The 26693-nt window shown below is 36.6% G+C and carries 19 protein-coding genes; 13 read left to right on the top strand and 6 right to left on the bottom strand.

Annotated features, from left to right (window positions below; all coding sequences use genetic code 11):
- Positions 1–29 precede the first annotated feature (29 nt).
- The 7 genes from DM558_RS04530 (at position 30) to DM558_RS04500 (ending at position 9621) form a co-directional block, all read left to right on the top strand.
- On the top strand, positions 30–2255 hold the full coding sequence (locus DM558_RS04530; RefSeq protein ID WP_127162242.1) for a TonB-dependent receptor plug domain-containing protein: 2226 nt from the start codon (positions 30–32) through the stop codon (positions 2253–2255).
- 16 nt (positions 2256–2271) lie between these two features.
- Entirely contained in the window at positions 2272–3000 is a 729-nt protein-coding gene (locus tag DM558_RS04525) for a DUF364 domain-containing protein (RefSeq protein ID WP_127162241.1), read from the top strand.
- A 69-nt stretch (positions 3001–3069) separates the two neighbouring features.
- The gene (locus DM558_RS04520; protein ID WP_127162240.1) at positions 3070–3372 is read left to right on the top strand and encodes a hypothetical protein; all 303 of its coding nucleotides are present in this window, start codon (positions 3070–3072) and stop codon (positions 3370–3372) included.
- Positions 3373–5456: 2084 nt separating this feature from the next.
- Positions 5457–5936, top strand: a complete 480-nt coding sequence (locus DM558_RS04515; protein WP_127162239.1) for a hypothetical protein — start codon at positions 5457–5459, stop codon at positions 5934–5936.
- Between the two features lie 254 nt (positions 5937–6190).
- Entirely contained in the window at positions 6191–6700 is a 510-nt protein-coding gene (locus DM558_RS15605) for a hypothetical protein (RefSeq protein WP_164731245.1), read from the top strand.
- Between the two features lies 1 nt (position 6701).
- Positions 6702–9170, top strand: a complete 2469-nt coding sequence (locus tag DM558_RS04505) for a hypothetical protein (RefSeq protein ID WP_127162237.1) — start codon at positions 6702–6704, stop codon at positions 9168–9170.
- The gene (locus DM558_RS04500) at positions 9163–9621 is read left to right on the top strand and encodes a hypothetical protein (protein ID WP_127162236.1); all 459 of its coding nucleotides are present in this window, start codon (positions 9163–9165) and stop codon (positions 9619–9621) included. The genes DM558_RS04505 and DM558_RS04500 overlap by 8 nt, the downstream gene beginning before the upstream one ends.
- A 239-nt stretch (positions 9622–9860) precedes the next feature.
- Here DM558_RS04500 and DM558_RS04495 read toward each other — a convergent pair whose 3' ends face one another.
- Together DM558_RS04495 and DM558_RS04490 are read right to left on the bottom strand one after the other, a co-directional pair.
- Positions 9861–10928 carry an ATP-binding protein gene (locus DM558_RS04495; protein WP_127162235.1) on the bottom strand — a complete coding sequence of 356 codons (1068 nt, stop codon included), beginning with the start codon at positions 10926–10928 and terminating at the stop codon, positions 9861–9863.
- Positions 10925–11665 carry a response regulator gene (locus DM558_RS04490; protein ID WP_127162234.1) on the bottom strand — a complete coding sequence of 247 codons (741 nt, stop codon included), beginning with the start codon at positions 11663–11665 and terminating at the stop codon, positions 10925–10927. The genes DM558_RS04495 and DM558_RS04490 overlap by 4 nt, the downstream gene beginning before the upstream one ends.
- Positions 11666–11786: 121 nt before the next feature.
- Here DM558_RS04490 and DM558_RS04485 point away from each other — a divergent pair, with 121 nt between their 5' ends.
- From DM558_RS04485 to DM558_RS04475, 3 genes are all read left to right on the top strand, one after another.
- The gene (locus DM558_RS04485; RefSeq protein WP_127162233.1) at positions 11787–12944 is read left to right on the top strand and encodes an efflux RND transporter periplasmic adaptor subunit; all 1158 of its coding nucleotides are present in this window, start codon (positions 11787–11789) and stop codon (positions 12942–12944) included.
- A gap of 20 nt (positions 12945–12964) precedes the next feature.
- Positions 12965–16057 (top strand): multidrug efflux RND transporter permease subunit, encoded by a 3093-nt coding sequence (locus DM558_RS04480; protein WP_127162232.1) that lies wholly within the window; start codon positions 12965–12967, stop codon positions 16055–16057.
- A gap of 169 nt (positions 16058–16226) precedes the next feature.
- The gene (locus DM558_RS04475) at positions 16227–16772 is read left to right on the top strand and encodes a GNAT family N-acetyltransferase (RefSeq protein WP_127162231.1); all 546 of its coding nucleotides are present in this window, start codon (positions 16227–16229) and stop codon (positions 16770–16772) included.
- 965 nt (positions 16773–17737) lie between these two features.
- Here the strand turns inward: DM558_RS04475 and DM558_RS04470 are convergent.
- The 3 genes from DM558_RS04470 to rnr all read right to left on the bottom strand — a co-directional run bounded on the left by DM558_RS04470 (position 17738) and on the right by rnr (position 21326).
- On the bottom strand, positions 17738–17974 hold the full coding sequence (locus DM558_RS04470) for a DUF3079 domain-containing protein (protein ID WP_127162230.1): 237 nt from the start codon (positions 17972–17974) through the stop codon (positions 17738–17740).
- 110 nt (positions 17975–18084) lie between these two features.
- Positions 18085–18837: a 23S rRNA (guanosine(2251)-2'-O)-methyltransferase RlmB gene (rlmB, locus tag DM558_RS04465; RefSeq protein ID WP_127162229.1), complete on the bottom strand. Its 753-nt coding sequence runs from the start codon at positions 18835–18837 to the stop codon at positions 18085–18087.
- Positions 18834–21326 carry a ribonuclease R gene (gene rnr, locus DM558_RS04460; protein WP_127162228.1) on the bottom strand — a complete coding sequence of 831 codons (2493 nt, stop codon included), beginning with the start codon at positions 21324–21326 and terminating at the stop codon, positions 18834–18836. Before rnr ends, rlmB begins: the two co-directional genes overlap by 4 nt.
- Before the next feature lie 225 nt (positions 21327–21551).
- Between rnr and DM558_RS04455 the strand changes: the two genes are divergently transcribed.
- Genes DM558_RS04455 through DM558_RS04445 form a run of 3 tightly spaced genes read left to right on the top strand, consistent with a single transcriptional unit; the run spans position 21552 to position 24666 of the window.
- Entirely contained in the window at positions 21552–24071 is a 2520-nt protein-coding gene (locus tag DM558_RS04455; protein ID WP_127162227.1) for a YdbH domain-containing protein, read from the top strand.
- A 50-nt stretch (positions 24072–24121) separates the two neighbouring features.
- Entirely contained in the window at positions 24122–24310 is a 189-nt protein-coding gene (locus tag DM558_RS04450) for a YnbE family lipoprotein (protein WP_127164812.1), read from the top strand.
- An 11-nt stretch (positions 24311–24321) separates the two neighbouring features.
- Entirely contained in the window at positions 24322–24666 is a 345-nt protein-coding gene (locus DM558_RS04445) for a YdbL family protein (RefSeq protein ID WP_127162226.1), read from the top strand.
- 10 nt (positions 24667–24676) lie between these two features.
- Here DM558_RS04445 and DM558_RS04440 read toward each other — a convergent pair whose 3' ends face one another.
- Entirely contained in the window at positions 24677–26629 is a 1953-nt protein-coding gene (locus DM558_RS04440; protein ID WP_127162225.1) for a TonB-dependent receptor plug domain-containing protein, read from the bottom strand.
- Between the last annotated feature and the right edge of the window lie 64 nt (positions 26630–26693).

Raw genomic sequence — 26693 nt, 5'->3', positions numbered from 1 at the left:
TCATTTATGAATAGTTAGAAGGAGTTGTTATGTCGCTATCTCATCATTATTTTTTGCGTGGTAATTTATTAGCGTTTGCTGTTATTTTCTGTTCTTTAGCTTCTATGACCTTTGCGCAAGATAAAGAAGTGGATGCTGAGTCTGCTAAGCGCATGTTAAAAGTAAAAGAAAAAAATAAAGGAAATTCACAAAAAAAGAATAGTGACATTACTAATGCTACTGAAACACAAGAAAATAGTAATGTGTTTACATTAGGTACATTGACGATCACAGGAACACCTATTTCATCGGCAGAAGAAACAGAATCTGTTATAGATAGAGATAAAATTAATCTTTTTGAGAAAAAAGACGTAGGTACTGCACTCTCAAAAGTTCCGGGGGTTTTGTATAACTATGCTCAGGGTGGACGATACGAGTCCAATGTTGTTGTTCGTGGTTATGGCTTACGTTATATGCCTATTTATATTGATGGCATCCCCGTTTATATTCCTTACGATGGCTATTCAGATTTAGGGCGTTTTACCACCGCAGATATTTCTTCTATTCATGTAGCTAAGGGCTATAGTTCTGTGATGTATGGACACAATACGATGGGGGGAGCTATTAATATTGTCACCATGAAACCGCGCTCAGAGTTGGATGTAACAGGAACGCTAGGGATAGGTCAAGGTGATTCAAAAGAAGAAAATATTAATGTGGGAAGTCTGCAAGATAAATGGTATATCCAGATGGGAGCCTCAAATTTATCGAGTGGTTATACCAACCTATCTAAAAGTTTTGTAGGTAAAGATAGTGCAGGACGATTAATTGATTCTAAAAAATATGCCTATACCACCAAGGATAGACGTGGCAGTATTAAGCTCGGGTTACTTCCTAATGAGACAGATGAATATGCGGTTAGCTACTCAAAACAAAAAGCAAAAAAATACCCCTCATCAGGCGTTGGAGGATTTGAGCCAACAACATGGGAATGGCCTAAGTGGGATCGAGAAACGCTGTCTTATGTATCAAACACCTATTTTCTTGACGATAAGTTTTATATAAAGCCCAGAGTATATGAGGATCGCTTTAAGAATACATTAATTGGTTTTGGTGGGAGTCGTAATGGTAGTCATTATGATGATAAGGCTTTTGGATCTTCCGTTGAGTTGGGCACAAGCATAATTAGCCATAATCAACTAAAGCTTTTACTTAGCTATAAACGAGAAAAACATTCTAGTTTTAACACTTACGAGGGCTCATCAATTAAAATTCCTGGTGATAGCACTGAGGCTACTCAAAAGTTCTACTCGATAGCCTTAGAAGATACGATTAATTTTAACGATTATTGGGAAGCACAATTTGGTATTATTCATACCAAACGCAAAGCAAGTGCGACAGGAATTGGCAATAATACAGCAGCTTTAATACAAAAATATCCAGAAGTGAACTCTATGCTGGCGCCAACGATACGTACTACCGATCCAGAAGCAGCTTTGTTTTATAAGCCCACAAAAGATCATACTTTCCGAGCAAGTATCGCACGTAAAACCCGGTTTCCAAGTTTTAAAGAAGCCTACTCCAACTACTCCTCTGGAAGCACTGGTAAGTGTCCATCTGGGCAGTCAGGATGTACCTCGGGGCAAATTATTCCCCGCGTAACTTTGCAAAACCCAGGGCTTAAACCAGAAAATGCAATGAATTATGAAATAGGTTATTCGGGAATGCCTATTGATGGCATGACAGTAGAAGCAGCATTATTTTTAAATCAAGCTAAAAAAGCGATTTCACGTACTGCAATTGATTACAATAACTTTCCAGGTTACGCCATTACCCAAACAACTAATCTACCCGGTGTGACTGAGCGTAAAGGTTTTGAACTGGGTGTTGACTATGTGATTAATAATAAATTAATAGTTGGTGGAACCTATACTTTTTTACGGGCACGAAATAAATCTGATCCAAGTATTCATTTGGCGGATATACCGAAGCATTTTGGGACATTATATGCTGATATTAATCCCGTAGAGTGGCTTCATATTATTCCCACCATGGATGCGCGTAGTAATAGTTATTATTCAACCAGTGGTAGTGAACGAAATAGTGGTTATACCTTGTATGGATTGAAGTTCTCGTTTACGCCTGCGAGTCTAAAGTATGTTAGCTTTAATGTTGGTGCTGAAAATATTTTCAATAAAAACTATGCAAAATATGATGCAAGCTATGCTTCACCAGGGCGCTATATTTATAGCAATATCCGCGTAGATTTTTACTAAAAATTAAGGATAGAATATGAGTTGGAAACTTTATGATGAATTAATTGATGCCATCCCCAATAACATTACCATAGAAGATACTTTTCAACAAAAATGGTGGCTAATAAAAACGTCAGAAACAATAGGCCTTGCTATGTATTTTGAACAAGGAGAGGCGGTAAGAACACTCCCTGCCCAATTAATAGGAATACGTCTAAAAGCTTTGGCTGCGTATGCTAAATCTTGGAATTTTTATGAGGCAACAGCGGGGGTTGCCGCGATTAATGCTTATTTTAATCAACAAGCTAAAATAACACCATTAGCTCCTAAATTTACACAAACGGTTTTCAAAGAATATGAGCAAGAAATAACTGGCAAGCGCGTTGCTGTAATAGGGCATTTCCCGGGACTTGAAAAGTTAGCAACAGTTTGTGAATTATCGATACTTGAAAAAAATCCATCGCTTGGCGATTATCCAGACAGTGCTTGCGAATATATTTTACCTGAACAAGATTATGTCTTTATTACAGGAACGACACTTGCTAATAAAACGTTACCACGTTTATTAACGTTAAGTCGGGGAGCTAAAGTTATCATGGCTGGCCCGAGTGTACCACTTACACCTATTTTATTCGATTATGGTGTTGATGTGCTGGCTGGCGCTATGGTATTGGATAATCAAGCACTATGGGATACTGTACAGAAAGAGGGATGTAAAGATATTTTTCAACAAGGTGTACAAATGCTACAAATTGATCATCGATAAAACAATCATTGTTTAATGAATAGCCAATACCCATAATTTCTTTTCTGTATCTGAACAAGGAAATACATTATGACTACTTATAATTCTACTCAAAATTTATCTGACATTGGTGTAAATAATTCTGTTAAGGCACCGCTAAACTTACTTGAAAATGAAAGTATTTCAAGTTCAGAACCTCCAAATAATCGTAACCAAATATTAGTTGAGCAGATTATTTATATGACTCCCATGATGACAGATTATCATCAGTTCGTTGGTGATTGTTTTTTAACCCATCCAGTTTTAGATGATTTGTCTTTTTCGACTGAAGCTATTCAACTAGATATTGATAAACGTTTAAAGAACATTCTTAAATTAGCTACAAATCATTAAGTGTGGTGTTACGCCAAGTAATAATTACATTGGCGTAATTAAAATCTGTCTGCGGTTTTATAAATGCATGTGCAAGGCGAAAGGAATGCTAATTACTCGCCATGCACATGTAATAGATTATCCGTATACTTAATCTTATTACCGCATTATATAAGTTCGCATAATATATATTATGTTAAACGGGACGTAGTAACTAATAACTTCATGAGATGGATTCTTTCAATGATTTAGCGCTTCAAATCCCTATTGACTCAGATACGTGTTAAGAATTTAATAACTTCACTTCTAGCCAATCTGAGATTTTTAATGGGATATTCAATACAGCATTTACGCATAGATAAGAAACATATACTGACCTTAATCGATGAGCAAACAACTCTTCCATCCTTGTTTGTTGCAATATACTCAATAAGAAAGCTTTCACTTCTACGTTTCCGCACTCAAGAAAAGGAATTGTTCACACTGAAGTATTTCTTCGAGTTTTGGGAAAATAAATTCAGTAAAACATTTGATTTCTCTTTCAGGGAATCTAACTACGATATTGCAAACTGCATTTCTGAATTAGATGGTTTCTATCATCACTTGAGTAATAAAAAGCACCTTAGAAATACTAAAAACATAGTTTCAATTCAAAACTCATCTTTTGAATCATGCAGAAGTAATGCGGAACACTTACGAACAATTTCTAAGTTCTTTCAATATCTAAATCAACGTTATATGAACCAGATCTTTCAGCAAATTGACCGATATGAACTCTGTAAGTCACGCGATTGGAACGAACGCTGCATAAAATCAATAGTTCGGAATTTTAGCAAAGTACAGCCAAGTGGTATGAAGCACAATCCCACTTACCGAAGTTTAACGAAAGAACAACTATTATGCCTAGATGAAATGCTACTACCCTCTTCTCCTTTGATATCAGAATCAGTACCAAAGGAAAACGTTAGTGTATATAAAAATAAATTGAATCCATTTTCTTCATTATTCTTACAATTTAGAACATACATAATTCATCGGCTTATGTTTAACTACGGATTGAGAATAGGTGAAGTTTTGCTTTTAACCATGGAGTCGCTCGGTGCATCAAAACCAAATCATTTAGGTGAGATTCACTTATATTCTATCTGTATTACCTAGTCATAAGAGCCAATAACAATAAAAAATAGATTTTCCCTGCGTGAAATTCTTTTAGATGAGAAAGATTACTACCATATAAAATATTATATTAATGAATTAAGAAACCCATTATTCATTAGCACTGATAAGTCGATTGAAAATGATCCGCAACTTTTATTTATTACCAATCGAGGTACATGCGGGCTTATAACATATGACACGGTTCAAAAATATTATACCAAAATAGATTTACACTATAATAGCTTATATTCTGACAGGGCTTTTCATACATTTATGCCTAAGATCATCCCTCATGTTGGTAGACATTCATGTGCCTATATAACCTTAGAGTATATCTATAATAAGCTATTCGATGAGGAAGTTATACTTAAACAACAATACGGTATTAACAGTCGGTTAAATGGTCTGGTCTACTTGATGCAGCAAGTGAACAGCTTAGAAACTTAGGTGGTTGGTCTCTAAATAGTAAAATGCCATATAGATATGCGAAAAGGTTTTTATCAGAACTAGCTAATAAAAATAATTTACTACGAATCAAAAATAATAAAGAGCAAACTTCGTTAATAATAGCACCTACTGTAGATAATAAATATGACCCTTTCCTATAATATGATAATTTCTTCACAAAAGAGCAACTAGCATGGTTAATCGAGACGGATATACCAGTTAATGTTATCATTAATTCCGCATCTGAATTTGATGATAAATGGCTGTGTACTAATGATCTATTATGGAATATTAGGTTCTCAGGTAGAAAAATATCCATTGATTTTAATTCGACACTATTCAAGGATAATTTAAGTTCTTATCAGATTAAACTCATAAAAATAATACTTATCTATTATATCAATGAAAACTCACCATCATCTATTGATTACATATCACGTCACTTGGTTGTTTTCTTTAAAGAATTAAAATCAATAAATCATGATAATATTTTATACTTTTTGAAGTCCGCAACGGAGTTAAACAAAAACTCATGGCTATTTTATTCTGTATTATTCTTATCAAGAAAATTAGAAGCCGTTGGTTTTTTTACTTCCTCCAATAGTTATGAGGATTTGGAGGATAAGCTTTTATTCATCCCTAGACCAAAAACAGGTGATTTCGGTGTTTATAAAAACATTGACAATGTACTACCTTCTTCAGTTATTTCATTGATTGAAAATGGGTTAACAGAATGGGCTACAAGGTATGCACCTACTTTGAATTCGCCTAAGAAAAAAAAAGAGCTATTAACAAAAATAAAAGAACTTCAAATAGAAAGTCAACTACTTGACTGTATCATACTTGGTTTGTGTTTTATCACGGGTGCAAGGCCTGTGCAGCTTTCCAAAATTGCTGTGCAAGATATTTGTATTGATGCTCAATCGAATTTAACGACCCGATTTGCGGTAATGATCCCATATGCAAAAAAACGAAAGTAAACATTGAACGGATTGCAGTAGCATTACCTGATGAACTAGGTAAATTAATTTATTTATATATAGCGCTTAGCCAACTTACATCCAGTGACCCACTACTTCCTCAAAAAGTAAGCTCCGTCACTATGGTTAATGATGCAATCAATCGTCAATTAATACGTTTTTCATCATTAGATTTTCAAGAAGCAGTAAAAAATAATGCAACCATTGTACCAAGGTACACTTCATCTTTATTTCGACATAATGTTGGACACTCGATGGCTCTTAACGGTTCTAGCGCTGAAGAAATAGCCTATATCTTAGGCCATTCAAGTACTGTTGCTGCGGGATATTATATTTCATCAACACCAAGCTTGGCTGAAATTAGAGAGAATGCATTAGGTTCCAACCCTGTTTTTCAGAACATGATTGCTTTAATGATGACAGGTAGTTTAGTTCAACGAAATGACTGGATTGGTCGCAAAGTGGCAGGAAATATTAACAATCAATTTCACTTTAATATCGGGGATTGTACTTACGACACTACTCTCTGCCCGTTCTCTCAGGTCAGAGCTTGCTATGGTTGCCTTTATTTCAAACCTTTTATAGATGGTGAACATCAAAAGGTGTTTGATTCAATAAATGAAGAGTTGATTCAATTAATGAAACAAGCAGATTCTAGTCACATTGAATCTCACCCATTAATTGCCGAAATAACCAGAAGAAAACAACATGTCATGATGGTTATGACTAGGATCCAATTACATTCATCAAGGAATGATTTTTAATATGCAAATACAACGAGATAACTTAAAAAAATTCATCTTAAAACAGAAAGAAATTTTTGAATTAAAATTAGCTGAATACGGTTGTGAAGGCATGATTTCTTGGCATGATCCTCAATGGTTTTTTGGTGAAAAAGGTGCAGCCTGGTTTCGTCAAGGAGGGGCTGGTAGTTTAAATTTTTCATCCACATATAAAATGAAAGGTTTGGAAAATTTAGAGATTAATTGCCAATATATCGAGTTTATGAAGGCTATTATTATTTCTGAGATTTTCACCAAAAATATGCCTTTATCTGCTATCGCATTAGGAAAAAGGCTTAATGTATTAAAACGCTGGTATCATGAGTTATTCATATTAACGAGTCAAACATCACCAATCTATTTAACTGCTGATATTGTCTATAGTGCGATGAAAAGACATTATGACAACTCATCGAGTAAATCAAATGTCAGTGATTATTGTGATATAGCTGTACTATTAGCTCGAATTTTACGCACACAAAATTTTACACTCACTAATATTGAATGCGTCAATAAATATCCATGTCGTAACCCTACGCATAACACAAAAAAGCGTAAATTGGCCGAGATGACTGGCGAGCATACAGATGATGAAAAGCTAATAACAATTCGTACATTTATGCATATTGTTGAAATGATTTATTTTGCAAAAACTGATGCTGAAAAAGTATTTTTGAATTTCATGATGCTATTAATTGTTACTGGTTTTCGTTTCAGAGAGGCTCAATGTTTAACTATAAATGCTTTGGTTAAACGAGAGATCGTTGATTTAGATAAGATTGAACATGCAAGAAGTAATGGATTGCCAATATATCATCTAGGTATCAGATACTTAGGAGCTAAAAAGACTGGTTGGCGAATTCATTGGTTAGCACCCAGCACAATACTTCTAGTTGAGTCTATTTTTATTGCAGTAAAAGAACTGACCGTAGATAGCCGAAAGCGATTAAATGATTATAGAAAATCCAGTTTTATGAATTATCTCCCTCCTCCACTTTTAGATTTAGATCGGGACTTAATAGAAGTATCAGAGTTTGAAAACATCATATTCCAAGGTAGTGGTGGTACCCGTGGTAATGGTGGTTTCAGACGCTCAATGATTTCATCTTTCAAAAATCATGGTATTGGAATACAGCCAGTTCATATTGAGGAAATAAATAAGGTAGATAAGCGTTTTTTCTTCACAAAACAACAAGTCAATCAATTTATAAAAGCTAGATATGAAAAATTAAAAGCGTTTCAAGTTGGTGATGAATGTTCAATGATGATCAAAGAAAGTGGACAATCCCACAAGTTTTTATATGAAGACTTATTATTTATAGCCCCTATCGGATCTTTTGCTTTGAATAAAGATCTCATCATTTTATCAAACCCTGTTCCAATTGATTCGGCTAATATCTTGGCCTGGCTGGGAGCGGAACCGAATCGCAAATCTTTTTTCGAAATGCTGGGAATGACTGAAGATGATGGTTCTCGTATCTCTATGGGCACTCATTTCCCTCGGCATAATATTAATACGTTTTTAGCCATTGCCGAGGTAACTGATCACTTACAAGCGATGTTAATGGGGAGAATGGACATAACACAGAACATCCATTACCAACATGTGGCTGAATCGCAAAGTTTTCGTGCTGCATCCTTATCAGCAATGATGTTAGAAGACCGTTCTAATAAAAGCCAAACCGCCATTGATCATCAATTGTCAATTTACCATAGAGAAAACACATCAGTTCAAGTACCAGACTTGAATCACTCAAATTCGTTCCTTAAAGAAACTGGGATGATGCTGATCGACCCAACGGTAAATATTGAAACTAATTTTAAAACAAACTTGCAGACCTATGGACAAACAAATAAAGAGGTTGCTAATTATATAACCAGTACCATTTCTGACTCATTTTTACCTGAATTAAAAGCCGCTCATGCTGCTTTAATTGCATCACAAAAAGATAAAGAAGCATCTGAATTAATATCACGGCATGCGTTACTCCATCCTCTCGAATTAGGTTGCTGTACACGCGATATTGGCCGTTGGGGATGCCCTTTTGCGATGAAATGCCAATCTGGTTTACCCTGTGGGTATTTCACGCTCTCAGGTCATCCCAAGGAGATATTCATCATTCGTAAACAGATTGCTCAACGAGAAATAGATATCAAAAAATTAGAGGTGTTGGTTGATGAGGATCCAGGATACACATCTGCTTTAAATGAAGCCAATGAGTCGCTTTTAATTCTAGAAGGATTTGAAAAAAACACCTTTGTTTCATTAAGGGATAAAAAATTCATTTCTATTTTATCTCAAAATGAAGCTAACCCTCTACTCCCTATTTTTAAACGTATTGAAACACAAATGGCTATAGGCAAAACGCCTAATACACTCGCAGACCTTTTTTTCATAGAACATAAACGAAAGAAAGCACAGCATACTAGAATGGATACTAATAATGGATAATAACAAGCGGTTAGCTGGTAGCGAATTAGATAAATACATCGAGTCCGAGCTTTTGGCTATGGTTCGTGAAGGAATAGAACATGCCCCGATTAAGGCTGCTACATTACACAAACGTCTTTTGCTTAAAGGTTATGTGACAGGATCACTCAGTACTCTATCAACACCTAAACGTAAAGAGATGATACATGACTACCAAAAACGTCAGTTAAACCAAATGGATATGGATATTGATGAAATTGCTACTTTAGTGAACGGTAGGAAAGCAAATGAAGCGTATAGGAAACAGGCTCTACGAATGCGAAACGAGCGCGATGAAATGGCAAAAAATTTGGAACTGAACACAATGGCAGTACTAGATATAATAAATGCTGTTGATTTAACAACGCCTATCAAGGTTGAAGAGCTTCTTTCCCCTTTTCTTATAAGAGAACTAAGGAAAGCGAATAAATAAATTAAGACTCCCAGAGGCATCATTTCTTGGGAGTTTTAAATTGTATCAGCTCAGATTTGTACTGACAGTTTTGTTGATAGAGCACAGCTATACCTGACAGTCTGCTCTGAGCGAGGAGCGGACATTATACAACCCTCCTAGTAAGATTTATAAAATCCCATCTAAGTATAATGCTATGATTAATCAATAAATTATAAATAAAAACTTAATAACTTATTGAGATAGTTATAATTCAGAGTCTATTTTATTTTTGGTTGGGCAGGCCATACGATTGAAAACTGCGCTCCACCGCTACTTGTTATGTTGCAAGTTGCCGTTCCTCCGTGAGCTCTTGCAATTGCGGATACAACAGCTAATCCTAAACCACTGCCACTTGAGTGAGTGTGTGGTGTTTCCTTACGCCTAAAAGCTTGAAATATATAAGGGAGGATCTCATCGGTAACACCAGGTCCATCATCTTCGACACTGAGATGGTAATTTCCATTTTCTAGATAACCCTGAATTTTTACCGTTCCTGGAACTGCATGGCGCCGAGCATTCTCAAGTAATGCCAGTAATGCTTGTCTTATGCGAATGGGGTCACAATATATCAGGCTATCATCTAGATTCAACAAAGGCTTTTGTCCTGCGGATAATAGCGCTTCAGAAAAAAAATCTACGACTTTTTTGAGTTCTGTGGCGATAATTACTTGTTGCCAGTGAAGAGCTAAATGCCCACTTTCTACAAGACTAACAACTCGCAGATCTTCAATCAGTCGAGATAGACCCTCTACTTGACTTAGCAGGCTAGTAAATTGGGATATATCAGGTTTAAATATACCATCTGCCAAACCTTGTAGGCGTCCTTGCAAAATAGTGACGGGCGTACGCAATTCATGAGCAATAGCTGCATTCCAGAAGGATTGCTCTTTTGTCATTTGCTGTAGTTTATCTGCTAGCATATTAAAATCATCAACAAGTAAAGTAACTTCTCCTATTGGATGACTCCCAGAAATAGCTCTTGCATCAAGATCTCCTTGTGCCAAACGGCGTATATTATCTGCCACTGAATTTAATGGTGTAAGAATTCGACGTGATAATTTAATAGCAACAATTACGGCAAAAATTAATCCCAATAAAATCGTACTGATTAGCCAGATTAGCTCAGGAAGTGTAATTACCCATTCATCTTGGGGAAAATACTCACTCCAATAGGTTGATGCAAAGTAGTAAAATACGTAGGATGTAATCACAATAAGCAACATAGTACTAAAAGCTATTACCATCATTGACAATGTAATTTGGCGACTTAACCCCGAGCCTTTCATTCCTCCCCCCAGAGTTTATAGCCAACTCCACGAACACCTACAGGAATACCTTTAACACCTAAATCTTCTAACTTTTTACGTAGTTTGCTGATATGACTATCGACAGTACGTTCTAATGCTTCGCTCTCTGGTAAACAGGCTGTCAATAATTCTATTCGACTAAAAACACGTTTAGGGGAGCTTACTAATCGTGCTAATAACTTAAATTCTGTCAGTGTCAATGCTAAGACATGATGTTGTTTACCGATCTGCACAATAGCTTCATGCTTTTCTAAATCAATTTCAAAAGGCGCAGCTCGTAAAATATGCTGGGCTTGATAATCATTATTTTTTGCCATAGAGCGTCGTAAAACTGCTTGTATACGGGCTACTACTTCAGCGGGGTTGAAAGGTTTAACAATATAGTCATCTGCGCCAATACGCAGTCCCATAAGCTTATCAATGTCTTGATCCATTGCTGTTAGCATAATGACAGGAGTATCACCTCGATGACGGATCTCAGATAAAACTTGCCACCCATCTACCTGTGGCATTTGTATATCAAGTAATATGAGATCAGGTTTTAGTGACAAGTGAAAATCTAATGCTTGTTTGCCATTAGCCGCATGAATAGTGCGTAAGCCAGCACGTTCTAAATAAGCAATGATAATCTCAGCAATTTCCAGCTCATCTTCAGCAACTAATACTAATGAGTGAGTTTTTGTAGTTGTCTTTAGTTGTGGTGTTATCACTGACATTGTTTTACTTCACTTTATATATTTTTCATCTCCATCATTTCTCCATTGTAGCTCAACCAAAACGACAACATCAATGTTTATACTAATCTGGTAATTGATAACTTGTACTCAAGAGAACACTATGCCAGTTAAACCAAAATATTACTATTACTTATGTGCCTTACTCACCTTAATGCTGCAAGCTTGTGAACAATCAGGTCCAGATCAAGGTATAGAGCCTGCACCTATAGTTTCAGTAATGACGACAACCCCTATAAAACTGAGCATAACAGAGGATTTTCCAAGCCGAGTATTGGCGATAAGAACAGCAGAAATTCGCCCTCAGGTTAATGGTATTATAAGAAAACGTCTATTCGAGGAAGGCACTGAAGTGCTAGCTGGACAGCCGTTATTTCAAATTAACCCTGCCCCTTTTCAGATTGAAGTTGATACGGCAGCAGCGGCTTTACAAAAAGCTAATGCCGCATTACTACACGCTAAAACACAACTCAATAGGATGCAATCTTTAGTTAAAGTGCGTGCTGTTAGCCGTCAACAACATGACGATGCTGTTTCTCAACGAGATCAAGCACTAGCAGATGTTGCGCAAGCACGTGCTACTTTAGACCGTCGTCAATTAGATTTAAAATTTGCTAGCGTAGAGGCGCCTATCTCGGGGCGTATTGATCAGGCCTTCATTTCTGAAGGCGCTTTAGTAAGCAGTAATGATACTAATCCAATGGCTTATATTCAACAAATCGACCAAATCTATGTGGATGTGAGACTTCCCATATCTTCTCTTGAGATATTACACAATACGGCAGTAACGCAAAAAGACAACCCAGATAATAGAGTATCTGTAGTGATATTACGCAATAATGGCACACCTTATGATGTTAAGGGGCAAACTTTGTTTTCAGGTGTTAATGTTGACAAAGGTACGGGAGATGTTCTGTTAAGAATATTAGTAGATAATCCTGAGCGCCAACTTCTACCAGGTATGTTCGTTCGCGCACGAGTGCCTCTTAAAAACTACGATAATGCGCTAATGGTGCCTCAACAAGCTATCATCCGTCTCAGCAAATCAGCGTATATTTGGATTATTGATACGAATAATCATGCACACCTCATACCTGTAAAGTTAGGAGAGTTAGCCAATAGGCAATACCGTATCGAAGCTGGGCTAAGAGCTGGACAAAAAGTTGTGATTGAAGGAGTAGATCGACTATCGGAAGATATTAAAGTAGTTACAAAAAATTGGAAGACGCCTAGCTTTCCTAATCAAACTTCTTCTAACTAAAGCCACAGGAAGAATTTATAATGCCTCAGTTTTTTATTCAACGCCCTATTTTTGCTTGGGTTATTGCTTTATTTATTATTTTAGTTGGTTTGATTGCTATCCCACAGCTACCGGTTGCCCGTTATCCATCAATCGCCCCCCCTTCGGTAACTATTTATGCGAACTTTCCTGGGGCTACACCACAAACGATGAACGATGCAGTGTTAAGCTTAATTGAACGCGAGCTTTCCAGTGTAAAAGATTTATTATATTTTGAATCCTCTGCTGATACATCAGGAACAGCTTCTATCACTGCCACATTTAAACCGGGAACAAATCCACAACTCGCACAAGTTGATGTACAAAATCAGATAAAAACCATTGAACCACGATTACCCCAAGAAGTTCGACAAAATGGACTTACAGTAGAATCGGCTACCTCAAGTTTTTTGATGATTGTAGGACTGAAATCAGATGATGATCGTTTTGATGAAATTACATTAAGCGATTATATGGCGCGTAATCTTGTAGAAGAATTGCGTCGTATAGATGGAGTTGGCCGTGTCCAATTATTTGGTTCAGAACAAGCCATGCGTATATGGATAGATCCTGATAAATTAATTGCTTACAGCTTAACAATGAATGATGTATCAACAGCTATTAGCCAACAAAATGTGCAAATTGCTCCGGGCAGCGTAGGCTCTTCCCCTACAGTACCTAGCCAGCGTGTAACAATACCATTAACAATACGAGGCCAATTAAGCACGCCAGAAGAATTTTCTAGCATCATTCTACGTGCTAATCCTGATGGTTCTAAAGTTATTTTAAGTGATATCGCAAGGATTGAGCTAGGAGCACAGAGCTATAGCTTTGCTAACCGTGAAAATGGCAAAATATCTACTATGGCGGCGGTACAATTGTCTCCAGGAGCCAATGCAGTAAACACCGCCAGCGCTATCAAAGCACGTATTTCAGAGCTAAGTGAAACACTGCCTGCTGGAATGAGTTACTCAATACCATTTGATACCGCACCCTTTGTTAAAATTTCGATAGAAAAAGTGATTTATACATTACTTGAAGCAATGTTACTTGTATTTTTAGTAATGTTTCTATTTTTACAAAATATTCGTTATACCTTAATTCCTGCAATTGTTGCTCCAATCGCTTTACTTGGGACATTCGTAATAATGCTCTTAGCTGGTTTTTCAATTAATGTATTAACCATGTTCGGGATGATACTGGCGATTGGTATCATTGTGGATGATGCTATTGTCGTTGTAGAAAATGTTGAACGCATTATGGTTAAAGACAAGCTAGACCCAAAAGCTGCTACGATTAAAGCAATGAAAGAAATTACAAATGCCGTTATTGGTATAACCTTAGTACTAACAGCCGTATTCATTCCAATGGCTTTCGCTAGTGGTTCGGTGGGAGTAATTTATAAACAATTTACCCTGTCTATGGTTATCTCTATTCTCTTTTCAGCCTTTCTTGCACTAACATTAACACCTGCATTGTGTGCAACATTACTTAAACCCATAGATCCTAGCTTTCATGAGAAACGCGGTTTCTTTGGGTGGTTTAACCGTCAATTTAATCAGATGACATTGTATTATGGTTCTAGTGTAAACAAATTAGCAACTCGCACCAAACGAGTCATGTTAGCATTTATTCTTATTGTGAGTGCATTAATACTTGCTTTTCTACGGCTACCCTCCTCGTTCTTGCCAGAAGAAGATCAGGGGTATTTTTTAACATCTATTCAGTTACCCTCAGATGCTACTATCGAACGTACATTAGATGTAGTTAAAGTGTTTGAAAAACACGTAACTTCACGACCATCTATTGGAACCAGTCTATCAATTATAGGATTTAGTTTTTCAGGATCGGGGTCAAACTCAGCACTTGCGTTTACCATGCTTAAAGATTGGGAAAAACGAAATGGAGCGACCATACAAGAAGAATTAATACTTGCTGATCAAGCTATGGGAGATATTGCAGAGGGTACTGTCATGAACTTATCGCCTCCTGCTATTGATGAGTTAGGTACTAGTTCTGGTTTTACAATGCGCTTATTGGATCGCTCTAATAGGGGATATGCTGAACTCAAAGCAGCAGGCGATAAATTAATCAGGCTAGCCCAAAAAAGTAAAGTAGTTACTAATGTTTATCTAGATAGCTTGCCAGAAGGCACAAGTATTCACCTAGACATTGATCGTCATAAGGCAGAAGCACTTGGCATATCATTCACCAGTATTAGCGAAACACTTTCCAGCGCAATTGGCTCAACATATGTTAATGACTTCCCTAATGCAGGTCGTATGCAACAAGTAATTCTTCAGGCAGATGCCCCTTCGCGCATGCAAATTAATGATGTACTTAAACTATATGTTCGTAATATTAGCGGTGGTATGGTGCCATTATCGGAAGTAGTAACAGTAGAGTGGGAGACAACACCACGACAGTTGATACGATACCAAGGCTTTCCAGCTTTAAATATTTCAGGTAATGCGGCATCGGGACATTCTAGCGGAAAAGCTATGGCAGAAATGGAACACTTAGTTAAACAACTACCAAAAGGGTTTACTGTAGCTTGGACAGGAGAATCATTACAAGAGCGTATGTCTGCATCACAAGCTCCTCTTTTACTTGTATTATCCATGCTCGTTGTGTTCCTAGTGCTGGCAGCACTCTATGAAAGTTGGTCTATTCCTTTGTCAGTCATGCTGGTAGTCCCATTGGGGTTATTTGGTGCTGTAATAGCCATTATGCTTCGTGGCTTGCCTAATGATGTATTCTTTAAAGTAGGGATGATTACAGTGATTGGGTTATCAGCTAAGAATGCTATCTTAATTGTTGAATTTGCAAAACAATTGCAAGAGCAAGATAAAGGAGTAATTGAGTCTGTAGTACAGGCTGCAAAACTAAGATTACGTCCGATCTTAATGACTTCACTGGCTTTTGGTTTAGGCGTAATGCCACTTGTTATCGCATCGGGTGCAAGCGCTGAGACACAACATGCAATAGGAACTGGTGTATTAGGTGGAATGATTAGTGGCACCCTATTAGCAATTTTCTTTGTGCCTGTATTTTTCGTATTCGTAATGAGGTTACAGGCACGTTTTAGAAAGTAACGTCCTTTTTTTAAAAAGCATGAATGGCGTTGAATCATAGTTTTAATCCATAATCACGCTATTTATGCAAAACTAAATTTTAATGATGATATTTTACTTAAATAGAATATATTTAAATAAAAATATTTTCATTAATTCCCATAAGTAAAATAGAAAAGAGTCCTTTAATATGAAAGAAAAAATAGAAACATCACGCTTAATTTTAAGAGCATTTGAGAAAAAAGATGCATCTGATTTGCTGTCATATTTAACAAAACCAATAACAAACTGCTTTCTATCAGAAAAAATCTCAACGCTCGGTGATGCACTTTCTCTCATACATAAAAGACAAAAAGAAAATGATTATATTGCAGTTTGTTTAAAAGACTCAGATCAACTCATTGGTGAAATATTCTTTATAAAAGAAGAACCAGATACTTATTCAGTAGGATGGAATTTCAATACGAAATTCCATGGCAAAGGTTATGCGATGGAAAGCGCTTATGCTTTTTTAGATCATCTATTTGAACAATCTGATGCTCGACGGATATTTGCTTATGTTGAAGAAGATAACTACTCCTCCCAAAAATTATGTAACCGTTTAGGACTTCGAAAAGAAGGGCTTTTCATTGAGTTTATTTCATTCACTAACCACCCAGATGGCACACCTAAATATGAAAACACCATGCAATATGCAATCTTAAAAAAAGAGTGGATGGCTAACAAAGCCTTATAGGAAATAGTCGTTAATTTGGCTAGTTACTATAATGAGCATGCACAAGAAAATAAAATTAATGCCTTACCATCAATAAGAAATATGATGTTTACACCATCAGGAAAAAATAAGAGTGATTGGTTTAGCTAAATTCCTTATGATGCTCTATCCTCACTTTAGTGATAAGGGTATTCAAAGTATCTTTAGTCTTATAGCATCAGCATATCACAGTATTACTAAATAAAGATTAGAAAAATATTAATGACTGCTATTGGCACAGATTGGACGTTTCGTCCGGTCTACGTCATTGAGGGCATTCTGAAGGCATTAGATAGTCCTGCATTCAAGCAAGTAACACCGCGGAGAAACTGACCCCTTACGTTGATTTTTTTCTTCCTCATTAATTTCCTCAGTTGGTTAGAATTTCTGGATGTCTACGTGAACCTTGATAAATAAACAACGGAGAGACAAGCTCCAATGCTTTCATGGTGGCCATGATATACTCTTTTTCTACGGTATGCAGAAGTTACAGGCCCAGTGATAGATATTCTTGATATTGACCAGAGAACATGGAAGTTGAAAGCAATCAATTGACTGCAACTCTTTCAGAGGACTCGAGAGAGGCAGTTCGTTTGAGGTATGTATTGTTTTTTCATCCTGAACTATTTTATATTTTTAAACCTTGTGATGGTTCGTAGTTTCAGCTCTAGTTCAGCCTCCTTTTTAATTGAAATACCCCAATTAAAAGGGAGTAGATACCCACACATTAAATATTGTGAATTACATCACATTATTATCAATTAATAAAAATTTAAATTCGCGAACTTTAGATGTCCATTTTGCCTTTAAAACAAGCAGAAATTGACGCCTCATGAACTAAAATTAACTTCATGGACTATAAGTATATAATATTTAAATAAAAATAGACGTGAACCACATTGAGTTCCGTAGAAGGTAAATAAAATATATAGCTATTACGTTAATTATCATTTCACTTTATAATCTTTTAACTTTTTACTTTCTTCTAATTCTTCTGAAAAACGACTTGAGTCTAAGCCGTTTTCCCATTCTAGCCAATCATCTCCAAATAGTTCACTAGGATGTTGGGTTCTTTCTGCGCCATTACCACAACCAAGATCATTCACTGAGCAGTATTTATCACACCCCCAGCAAATACGTTCCGGATGCTTTGGATGTATTGGAAATTTTTTTACTTTGTCCATTTTAATTTCCTTAAACTTAATATAAGTGAATTAAACTTTTTATTTTCCAAATAAGTATTCGCTTTAAAAACTTAGATAGTATGATTAGATTAAGAATAATCCTGAAAGTTCTATTTATATTGGCGCTGTCTTAATGCTTCAAATAAACAAACACCTGTTGCAACAGAAACATTAAGGCTTGTTACACTGCCTAACATAGGAAGTTTTACTAAGTAGTCACAGTAATCACGGGTTAGTCTACGCATTCCCTTCCCTTCAGCGCCCATAATTAAAACGGTGGGGATGGTTAAGTCTTGTTGGTAAATAGTTGTTTCAACTTCTCCTGCTGTTCCAACTAGCCATAAACCAAGATTTTTTAATTTTTCTAATGTTCGTGCTAAGTTAGTCACGGCTACAAGAGGAATCACTTCCGCAGCACCACAAGCAACTTTTCTTACGGTGGCATTGAGTGTTGCTGACTTATCTTTAGGAATAATGACAGCGTGTACACCTGCCGCATCCGCAGTTCGTAGGCAAGCGCCTAGGTTATGAGGGTCTGTTACTCCATCCAATACTAAAAGTAAAGGCGTGCCAGAGTGTTGCTCTAATAATTCGAGCAACATTGCTTCGGTCCAAACTTGGCTAGGTGATACTTCTGCAATAATACCTTGATGAACTGCTTCTTCAGAGGTTAGTTCATTCAGCTCATCACGACTACACATTTTAGTTTTGATTCGATTATTATTAGCGAGCATAACAATGGATTGTATTTTAACATCATGACGCCCTTCGAGAATAAAGAGTTGTTTAACTCGTTTAGGATGATGAGTTAGCAATGCTTCTACAGCATGAATCCCATAAATTTTTTCCCAGACTTGGCTCATACTTTTTTCACTCTAGGTTTTCTTTTAACAGATTTACTTTTTTGACGAGTACTTTTAGGCTTTTCAGAAGTAGACGTAGCTGCTGATGCCACTTGAGGTATCTTTAATTCTTTACTATCTGGAGTTGATTTTTTTTGTTTTTTAATGCGTTTTTTTGTATTAGCCTTTTTATGTGCTACATTTTTAGATTTAAAATCTCTTGATTTAACTTCTTTTTTTGCAATAGTTGCTTTTGGTTTAGATTTTTTGACGTTTTGTGCATTTTCAGCAAGATCAAAGTCAATTTTTCGATCGTCCATATCTACACGAGTAACAATTACTTCAATAGTGTCACCTAATCTAAAAATACGGCCACTACGCTCTCCTCGTAGCTGATGATAGGTCGCATCAAAAGTATAATAATCTCCTGGCAACGCAGTAATATGTACAAGTCCTTCCACAAAAATATCTGAGAGCTCAACAAATAGACCAAAACCTGTAACCGCAGTGATGATACCAGAGAAACTATCACCCACTTTTTCTTGCATATATTCACATTTCAACCAGTTAACTACGTCTCTTGTTGCTTCATCGGCACGACGCTCGCACATAGAGCAGTACTCACCTAGTTTTTCTAACTGAGCTACATCATAAGGATAGATACGTGATTTCAGTAAACTAGAAGCCCCTTCTCTACGTATGTGGGTTGCTTGTTTTTTGGAGCGAATAATACTGCGTATTGCTCGGTGCACTAATAAATCAGGATAACGACGAATAGGTGATGTGAAATGGGTGTAAGCTTCATAATTAAGCCCAAAGTGCCCTTCGTTATCTGGAGTATAATGTGCTTGCCCCATAGAGCGTAACATAACAGTTTGAATTAAACTAAAATCAGGTCGGTCTTTAATTTTTTCTAATAAATTCGCATAATCTTCAGGGGTTGCTTCGTCAATACCCTTGTGAAGTTGCAATCCTAAACTATTTAAGAAAGCCTGTAATTTTTGTTGTTTCTCTTCTGAGGGGCCATCGTGTACACGGAATAGCCCTTCAATATTATTATCTTTTAAAAAAGATGCCGCTGCAACGTTAGCACAAAGCATGCATTCCTCGATAAGTCGGTGTGCCTCATTACGAACGGTAGGGACAATTTCCTTTATTTTGCGATCTGAACCAAAAACAATACGTGTTTCTTGTGTCTCAAACTCAATAGCATGTCGTTTAAAGCGCGCTGTCAAAAGCACTTTATATAATGCATACAGATGTTTCAAAGGAGATATAATATGCGGCGTCTCCTTTCTCATCTGTTTAGCATCTATGCAGTTAGGGCTTTCTAAAAGTTTACTTACTTTATTATAGGTTAGACGTGCATGCGAGTTGATAACAGCTTCGTAAAAAGTATAATCTAACATCTCCCCTTTTTTATTAACTTCCATTTCACAGACCATAGCAAGTCTATCGACTAAGGGGTTTAGGGAGCATAGGCCATTTGATAAAACCTCAGGAAGCATTGGAATCACTTGAGCTGGGAAGTAAACAGAGGTTCCCCGTTTCTCAGCTTCTTCATCAAGAGCTGAACCAAGCTGTACATAATGAGAAACATCTGCAATAGCTACATAAAGTTTCCAACCAGTTTTAGTTGTTTCTGCATATACAGCATCATCAAAGTCACGAGCATCCTCCCCATCGATAGTAACGAAAGGTAGCTCTCTCAAGTCTACTCGTTTTCTTTTATCCTTTTCAGAAACGTCGGGTTTGATTCTTGCTGTCTCTTTCTCTATTACTTTTGGCCATTCATAAGGGATTTCATAGCTACGTAATGCTATTTGGATCTCCATTCCCGGAGCCATATAGTTACCAATAATATCTGTGATAGCACCTTGTGCTTGACGAAAGACAGTGGGCCATTGCTCAATAGTAACTTCAACAAACTGGCCGTGTTTAGCCTTCCCTTGCTTTGAAGGTGGAATTAATATTTCTTGGGGAATTTTAGGATTATCAGCAATAACATGACCAAGTCCGGCTTCATTGTAATAGCGCCCAACAAGTGTCGTATGTGCACGATCAGTCACTTCGACAATCGCCCCTTCTCTTCTTCCTTTACGGTCATAGCCTGTAACACGTGCTAACGCCCTGTCACCATCAAAGACTAAACGCATTTGTGCGGGGCTTAAAAAAAGATCATCTCCACCATCATCAGGTGCTAAAAAGCCAAAGCCATCGCGATGACCAATCACTTTACCACCAATTAAATCTAATTTATTGACAGGAGCATAAGCGCCCCGCCGAGTATAAATGACTTGTCCATCACGTTCCATAGCTCTCAAACGTCTTTTAATAGCTTCTTGTTGTTCTTCTTCATGAATTTCAAACTCTGCTATTAACTGTTCTTTAGTTGCAGGCGCCCCGCGGTCTTCCAGATGTTTTAAAATCAAAACCCGGCTAGGAATAGGTCTTTCATATTTAGAGGCTTCTAATTTTGCCTCTGGATCAATATCATGCCAATTGGCCATGTGTTTTTAATTATCCTCAATTATTCAAATTGTAATGTTTTATTACAGAGTCTATAAATTTACAATACTTCATTGTACAGTTATTTTAATTCTTTGGCCTCTATAATAATTGTTATGTATCAGTTAGTATTAAAAATATAATTTTATAACTGTTGATGCTCAGTGTTGTATTTACGTAAAATCATTTAATTAATGAATATAACACGCTGTTAGGTAAGTATTAAGATGAAATCGTTCACCAAGCTACTTAGAATACTGTTAATAGTTTTTTTACTGTTAACATTACTTATTGTTTATGGCGTACTTAAAATACAAGAAGTAAAGCACGATTTAGGTTTAACGGTTGACTGGCAAAACATACAGGTAGGTATTAAAGGAATAACATTTGAGAAGCTAACGATTGATCAACAGTCTAGCGATGGTACCTTAACAACCACCACCAGCCAAAATGTTATGCTTTCTTTTTCTACATTAACAATAAAACACTTAGACGTAAAAGTACAACTTGGTGATTATATTATAAAAGAGAAAGAAAAAGCTAGCCAAATTGAACTAAAGCGTTTTTTAGATAATTTGAATTGGGCTCCTCATCGGATTAAGATAGAAAAATTTGATTTATCGATACCCTGCTCTTCTAGCTTTTGTAATCTTTCTGGCAGTGCTGAGTTATTACAAACATCCAACGCTAATAAGCCTATCACACTAGTTGCTACAGTGAATGAGAACTTGCAGCTATTATATATAAAAGCCGAACTTTATCAGAAACCTGAGCTGTTCACGTTAATATTAGATACAAACTTTAATAAAGAACCACTGATATCATTGAGCACACAAATTGATGAAACACTAAAGCATTGGCAAGGAAGCTTTAATCTTTATAAAATTCAAAATACATCTCAGTTATTTTCTTTTATGCAGTATTTTCTGCCCAATCAAAAGGTTTTTACTAATATTCCTTATGAAGCCAAAGTTGATGCAAACTGGCAGCTTTATTTTCCTGATGGGCTGATGACACTTAGAGCTGAAAAAGGAGAGATAAGCATTGATGCCTCACTACCTAACCCTTGGCCCATAATTCATTTAGGGCATTTGCAAGGGCTATTACAAACAAAAGTACTGATAGATAACTCTCTCCCCAAAGTAGAAAAAATTAATGTAGACCTGACCTTAACCAATTTATCCTCTAAATTACTAACTAATATTCCTCAAGATTTACAACCCAACGTTGTAAACTTAATACTGCAACCGTTAACGGCAACTAATGATGCTATTGAGCTTAGTTTAACGACTGAGGGTAAATTAAATACGCTGCTTTATTCAAAAATATTTATTAACCAAAAAGATACTACCATTCTATTGGCGGATAGCAACTTTCAAGCAAATACTAATAAGCTAACTTGGGTCGGCTATAGTTTACAGAATGCTCAATTGTTACTTCCATTTAATGCAACGATTACACCACAAAAGGCTGACGTTACTTTCTCTCCTGATGCAAGTTTTAAAGCACAACAATTAATTATTGATCGGGACACTGTCGCCAAAAACTTACAACTCACCGCTAAATCACTTAAAGCCACTATAGATTATCAAGATAATAATAGCATGCAATGGTCATTGGGTACTCCTATCACTTTAACAACCAAAACACTAGCACAACCGTTATTAAAAACTCAAAGTTGGAGTTTAACAGGTCGCTTAGATGCCAGCTCAAAACAAACTCTATTAGCTGCAAAGATTTCCAACACAGCTGATTTTGTAGCTAATCTAACCTTAATAACAGACTATAAAAAGCAACTTACCATTAAAGGGAAAACGCCTGATCTATTCTTTAGAAATACCAATATATTTGCAAAAACATTTAAAGACTGGCCTGAACTGTTAAATATAGGGACGGGTAAAACCTCTATCAGCAACATGCTATTGACTATTCCTTTTGATAATAAAACGTTATCTTTAGAGTCAAAAATTAATGCCAGTGGTTTGTCAGGAATTTTTGATCGAATTGAGTTTAGGGACTTATCGTGTACCGTGTTAATTAATGTAAACAACAATAAATTAGAAATAGCGTTACCCGATTTGGCCTTAACGGAAGCAAACCCTGGTTTTGACATGGGGCCATTACAATTTAACGGTGAGTATAACGCATCTATTAAAAAACCTTTAGAAGGAGTATTAAACTGGACCAAAGCAGAATTAACATTGTTTACAGGAGAAGTTTGGCTAAAACCAGGTGCATTAGACTTAGCTAAGTTACCTCAAGAGATAAACGTGCAAATCAAAAATATACAGTTAAAAGATATTTTAAAGGCTTACCCTACAGAAGGTTTAAATGGTGAAGGTGATATTGATGGTTATCTTCCTATCATTATTACTAATACAGGGCTTGATATTAAAGAAGGAAAGCTAGCTGCACGTAAAGCTGGTTATATAAAATTCAACTCTCCTGCTATTAAAGCAGTTGGTGAAAACAATCCCAATATGAAGCTTGTAACGGATGCTCTAGAAAACTTTCAATATTCAGTCTTGAGTAGCCAGATTTCGTACGATCAAGGCAATGCTATTTTAGGATTACAAATAAAAGGCAAGAACCCTGATGTCAAAGATGGACAGGCTGTTAACCTTAACATTAGTCTACAAGAAAATATTCCTGCACTAATGACAACATTACAACTCAGTGATAGAGTCAGTGATATTATCCAAAAACGGGTACAAAAACGTTTACAACAAGGGGCTAGTAAAAAATAAATAACCATATTATGATAAAACAGATGTTTTTAAATGATGAAGGGGCTTGTATGAAGGTAGGACTACTTACTTTTTTATTAGCAGTTGGTTTATTGAGTGGGTGTACTCCTACAGTAAAGGTTCAACCCTCAGACAAACCAATTGATATTAATTTAAATGTAAAAATTCAACATGATATCTATATTAAAGTTGATAAAGAATTAGATGGTATTTTTAACAGCTCAAGCGGCTTGTTCTAAGGAGACTGATCATGAGTTTACGTAAAGTGTTGACAACAGCATTATTGGCGACAACCCTTTCTTTACCTGTCGCTGCAATGAGTTTGAATGAGGCGATGAGTTCATTAGCCCAAGCTAAAAGCGCGGGACTAGTCGGAGAAATGAGCAACGGTTATCTCGGGGTAGTAAAAAATGAAGGTAGCGCTAGTGAAATTGCTCAGTTAATTAATGAGGCACGTAAAAAAGAATATCAGGCACTAGCGAAAAAAAATGGTATTACATTAAATGATATAGAAAAGATGGCAGGGCAAAAAGCACAAGAAAAAACTCCTGCTGGCCAATATATCAATATTAATAGCACATGGAAGAAAAAATAATAAAGCGACCTTAAAGTCGCTTTTTATTAAAGAAATCAGGTGTCCATGTTAACCCGACCAATACTGTAATCCCCTCTTCCCTATAACCATACGGTGTGGTTGGCATTGTCCAGTTATTAGGATCAGGTTTAAAGTTATAGGTTGCACGATAATAAGAGCGATCTAAAAGATTATCGACTTTTGCATCAAACTTTAATTCAGGTGTGGCTTGCCAACTACTACGAATGCCAAGTAACCCATAGCCAGGAATACTTATCTTATTAGCGGTATCACCATAACTAGAACTGACTAAAGACCAAGTAGCCCCGACAGTAAAATTACCTAATTGTTTATCAAGATCAACATTCAGTGTTCTACGTGCTTGATTAGGTAATGTATGCCCTGTTTTAGCATCGCGTGGATCAACCATACTCAGTGCAATATTAGCAAATAATTGGTTACTTAACTCCTGCTGTAAACTAGCTTCAAAACCATTAATTCTAGCTTTGTCGATATTTTGCATTTCAATATCACTGTACACAATAGCATCACGTATTAACGTGTGATAGAGCGACGCTTCAAAATAGGTTTTATCCGCTAACTGACTACGCCATTGCATTTCATAACTTTTAGAGCGTTCAGGCTTAAGGTTTGGATTGGCGCCCCAACCAAGTGGAGCATAAGTATCGTTGAAGGTAGGTACACGAAAGCCCTCGGCATAAGAAAAAATTAACTGGTTAGTTGAGTTAATATTAAAACCAACACTTCCATTCCATGTGTTTTTACTGCCAAACTGCTGATTTTTATCGTGACGTAATCCTACCTCAGTAAAAATTAAATCACCTTTGAAATCATATTGAATAAAACCTGCCCTATTCCAGCGGCTTGTTCTGTTGTAATCAGTACTTGCATGAAGTTTATCATTTAAATAGTCAAGGCCAAGTAATACTCTATTTTTTTCATCAAGATCAATGGTATTAAGCCATGTTGCAGAGTCACGATACGTGTTATAAACAGAGGACTCTGTTGAGAATTTATCTTTGCTCTTTAATTTATCTTCGGCATGGCCTACCTCAAGTCGAGAAGTCCATACATCATTGATATGATAATTAAGATAAGCAGACGTACTATTTAAAGCAAAAAGATTATAAGGCTTTGTAGTGGCATAAGTCATATACGTAGAGGAATCATAACGCCCATAAGGATTATCGTACTCTGACTTGCCACGCTGATCTAATGCATTAAAACCAAGTTCAATATCATCTGTTAACTGATAACTAAACGTAAAACTAAACGATTTATTACGGTATCCATCATGGTCGCTATCACTGGGGAATGAACGTCTAGTGCGATCAATACCATTAGTTTCATTCAATGCAGCATTAAGACTAAACCGTGTTTTATCAGTTCCACCCGAAAGACCTAATGCACTCTCTTGTGTCCCTCTATTACCGAATGCTACACGTAGACGAGGATTAATACCGTTCCCATTTGCTCGGCGAGTAAAAATTTGAATAACCCCACCAATAGCATCGGCACCATAAATAGCTGAGCGAGAGCCACGTAAAACCTCAACCCGCTCAATCTGATCCATAGATAAATATTGTAGAGATGCCCCTCCCGCTGATGCAGAACCAACACGTTGACCATCAATCAAAACGAGACTTTGAGCCGTTTTTGTTCCACGAATAAAAACACTGGTTACAGAGCCTCTTCCCCCTGTTTGAGTTACTTGTACGCCCGGAACTCTGTTGAGTAGGTCAGCTACACTTGATGGTTGTAATCGATCAATATCTTCACGAGTAAAAACACTCACGGCCGCATTCGTTTCTGAACGTGGTTGAGCATCACGATTTGCGGTTACAACAATAGTATCTAGCTTTAATGCATCATCTAAGGTTTCTTTTGATGTTTTTGTTTCCGCCCATGCAGAAGTAGTAACTGCTAGCATTAAAGGGATGGGGTAAAATAATGATTGCTTCATGAAAGTCCTCAAAAGTTATAAAGGCTTTTGAGGAGGGAAAAACAGGCAGCATAGAACACAGCTG

Origin of the sequence: Entomomonas moraniae (assembly GCF_003991975.1) — a bacterium.
Taxonomy (GTDB): Bacteria; Pseudomonadota; Gammaproteobacteria; order Pseudomonadales; family Pseudomonadaceae; genus Entomomonas; species Entomomonas moraniae.
The sequence above is the reverse complement of the archived record's forward strand: the minus strand, read 5'-3'. Positions and strand labels throughout refer to the sequence as shown.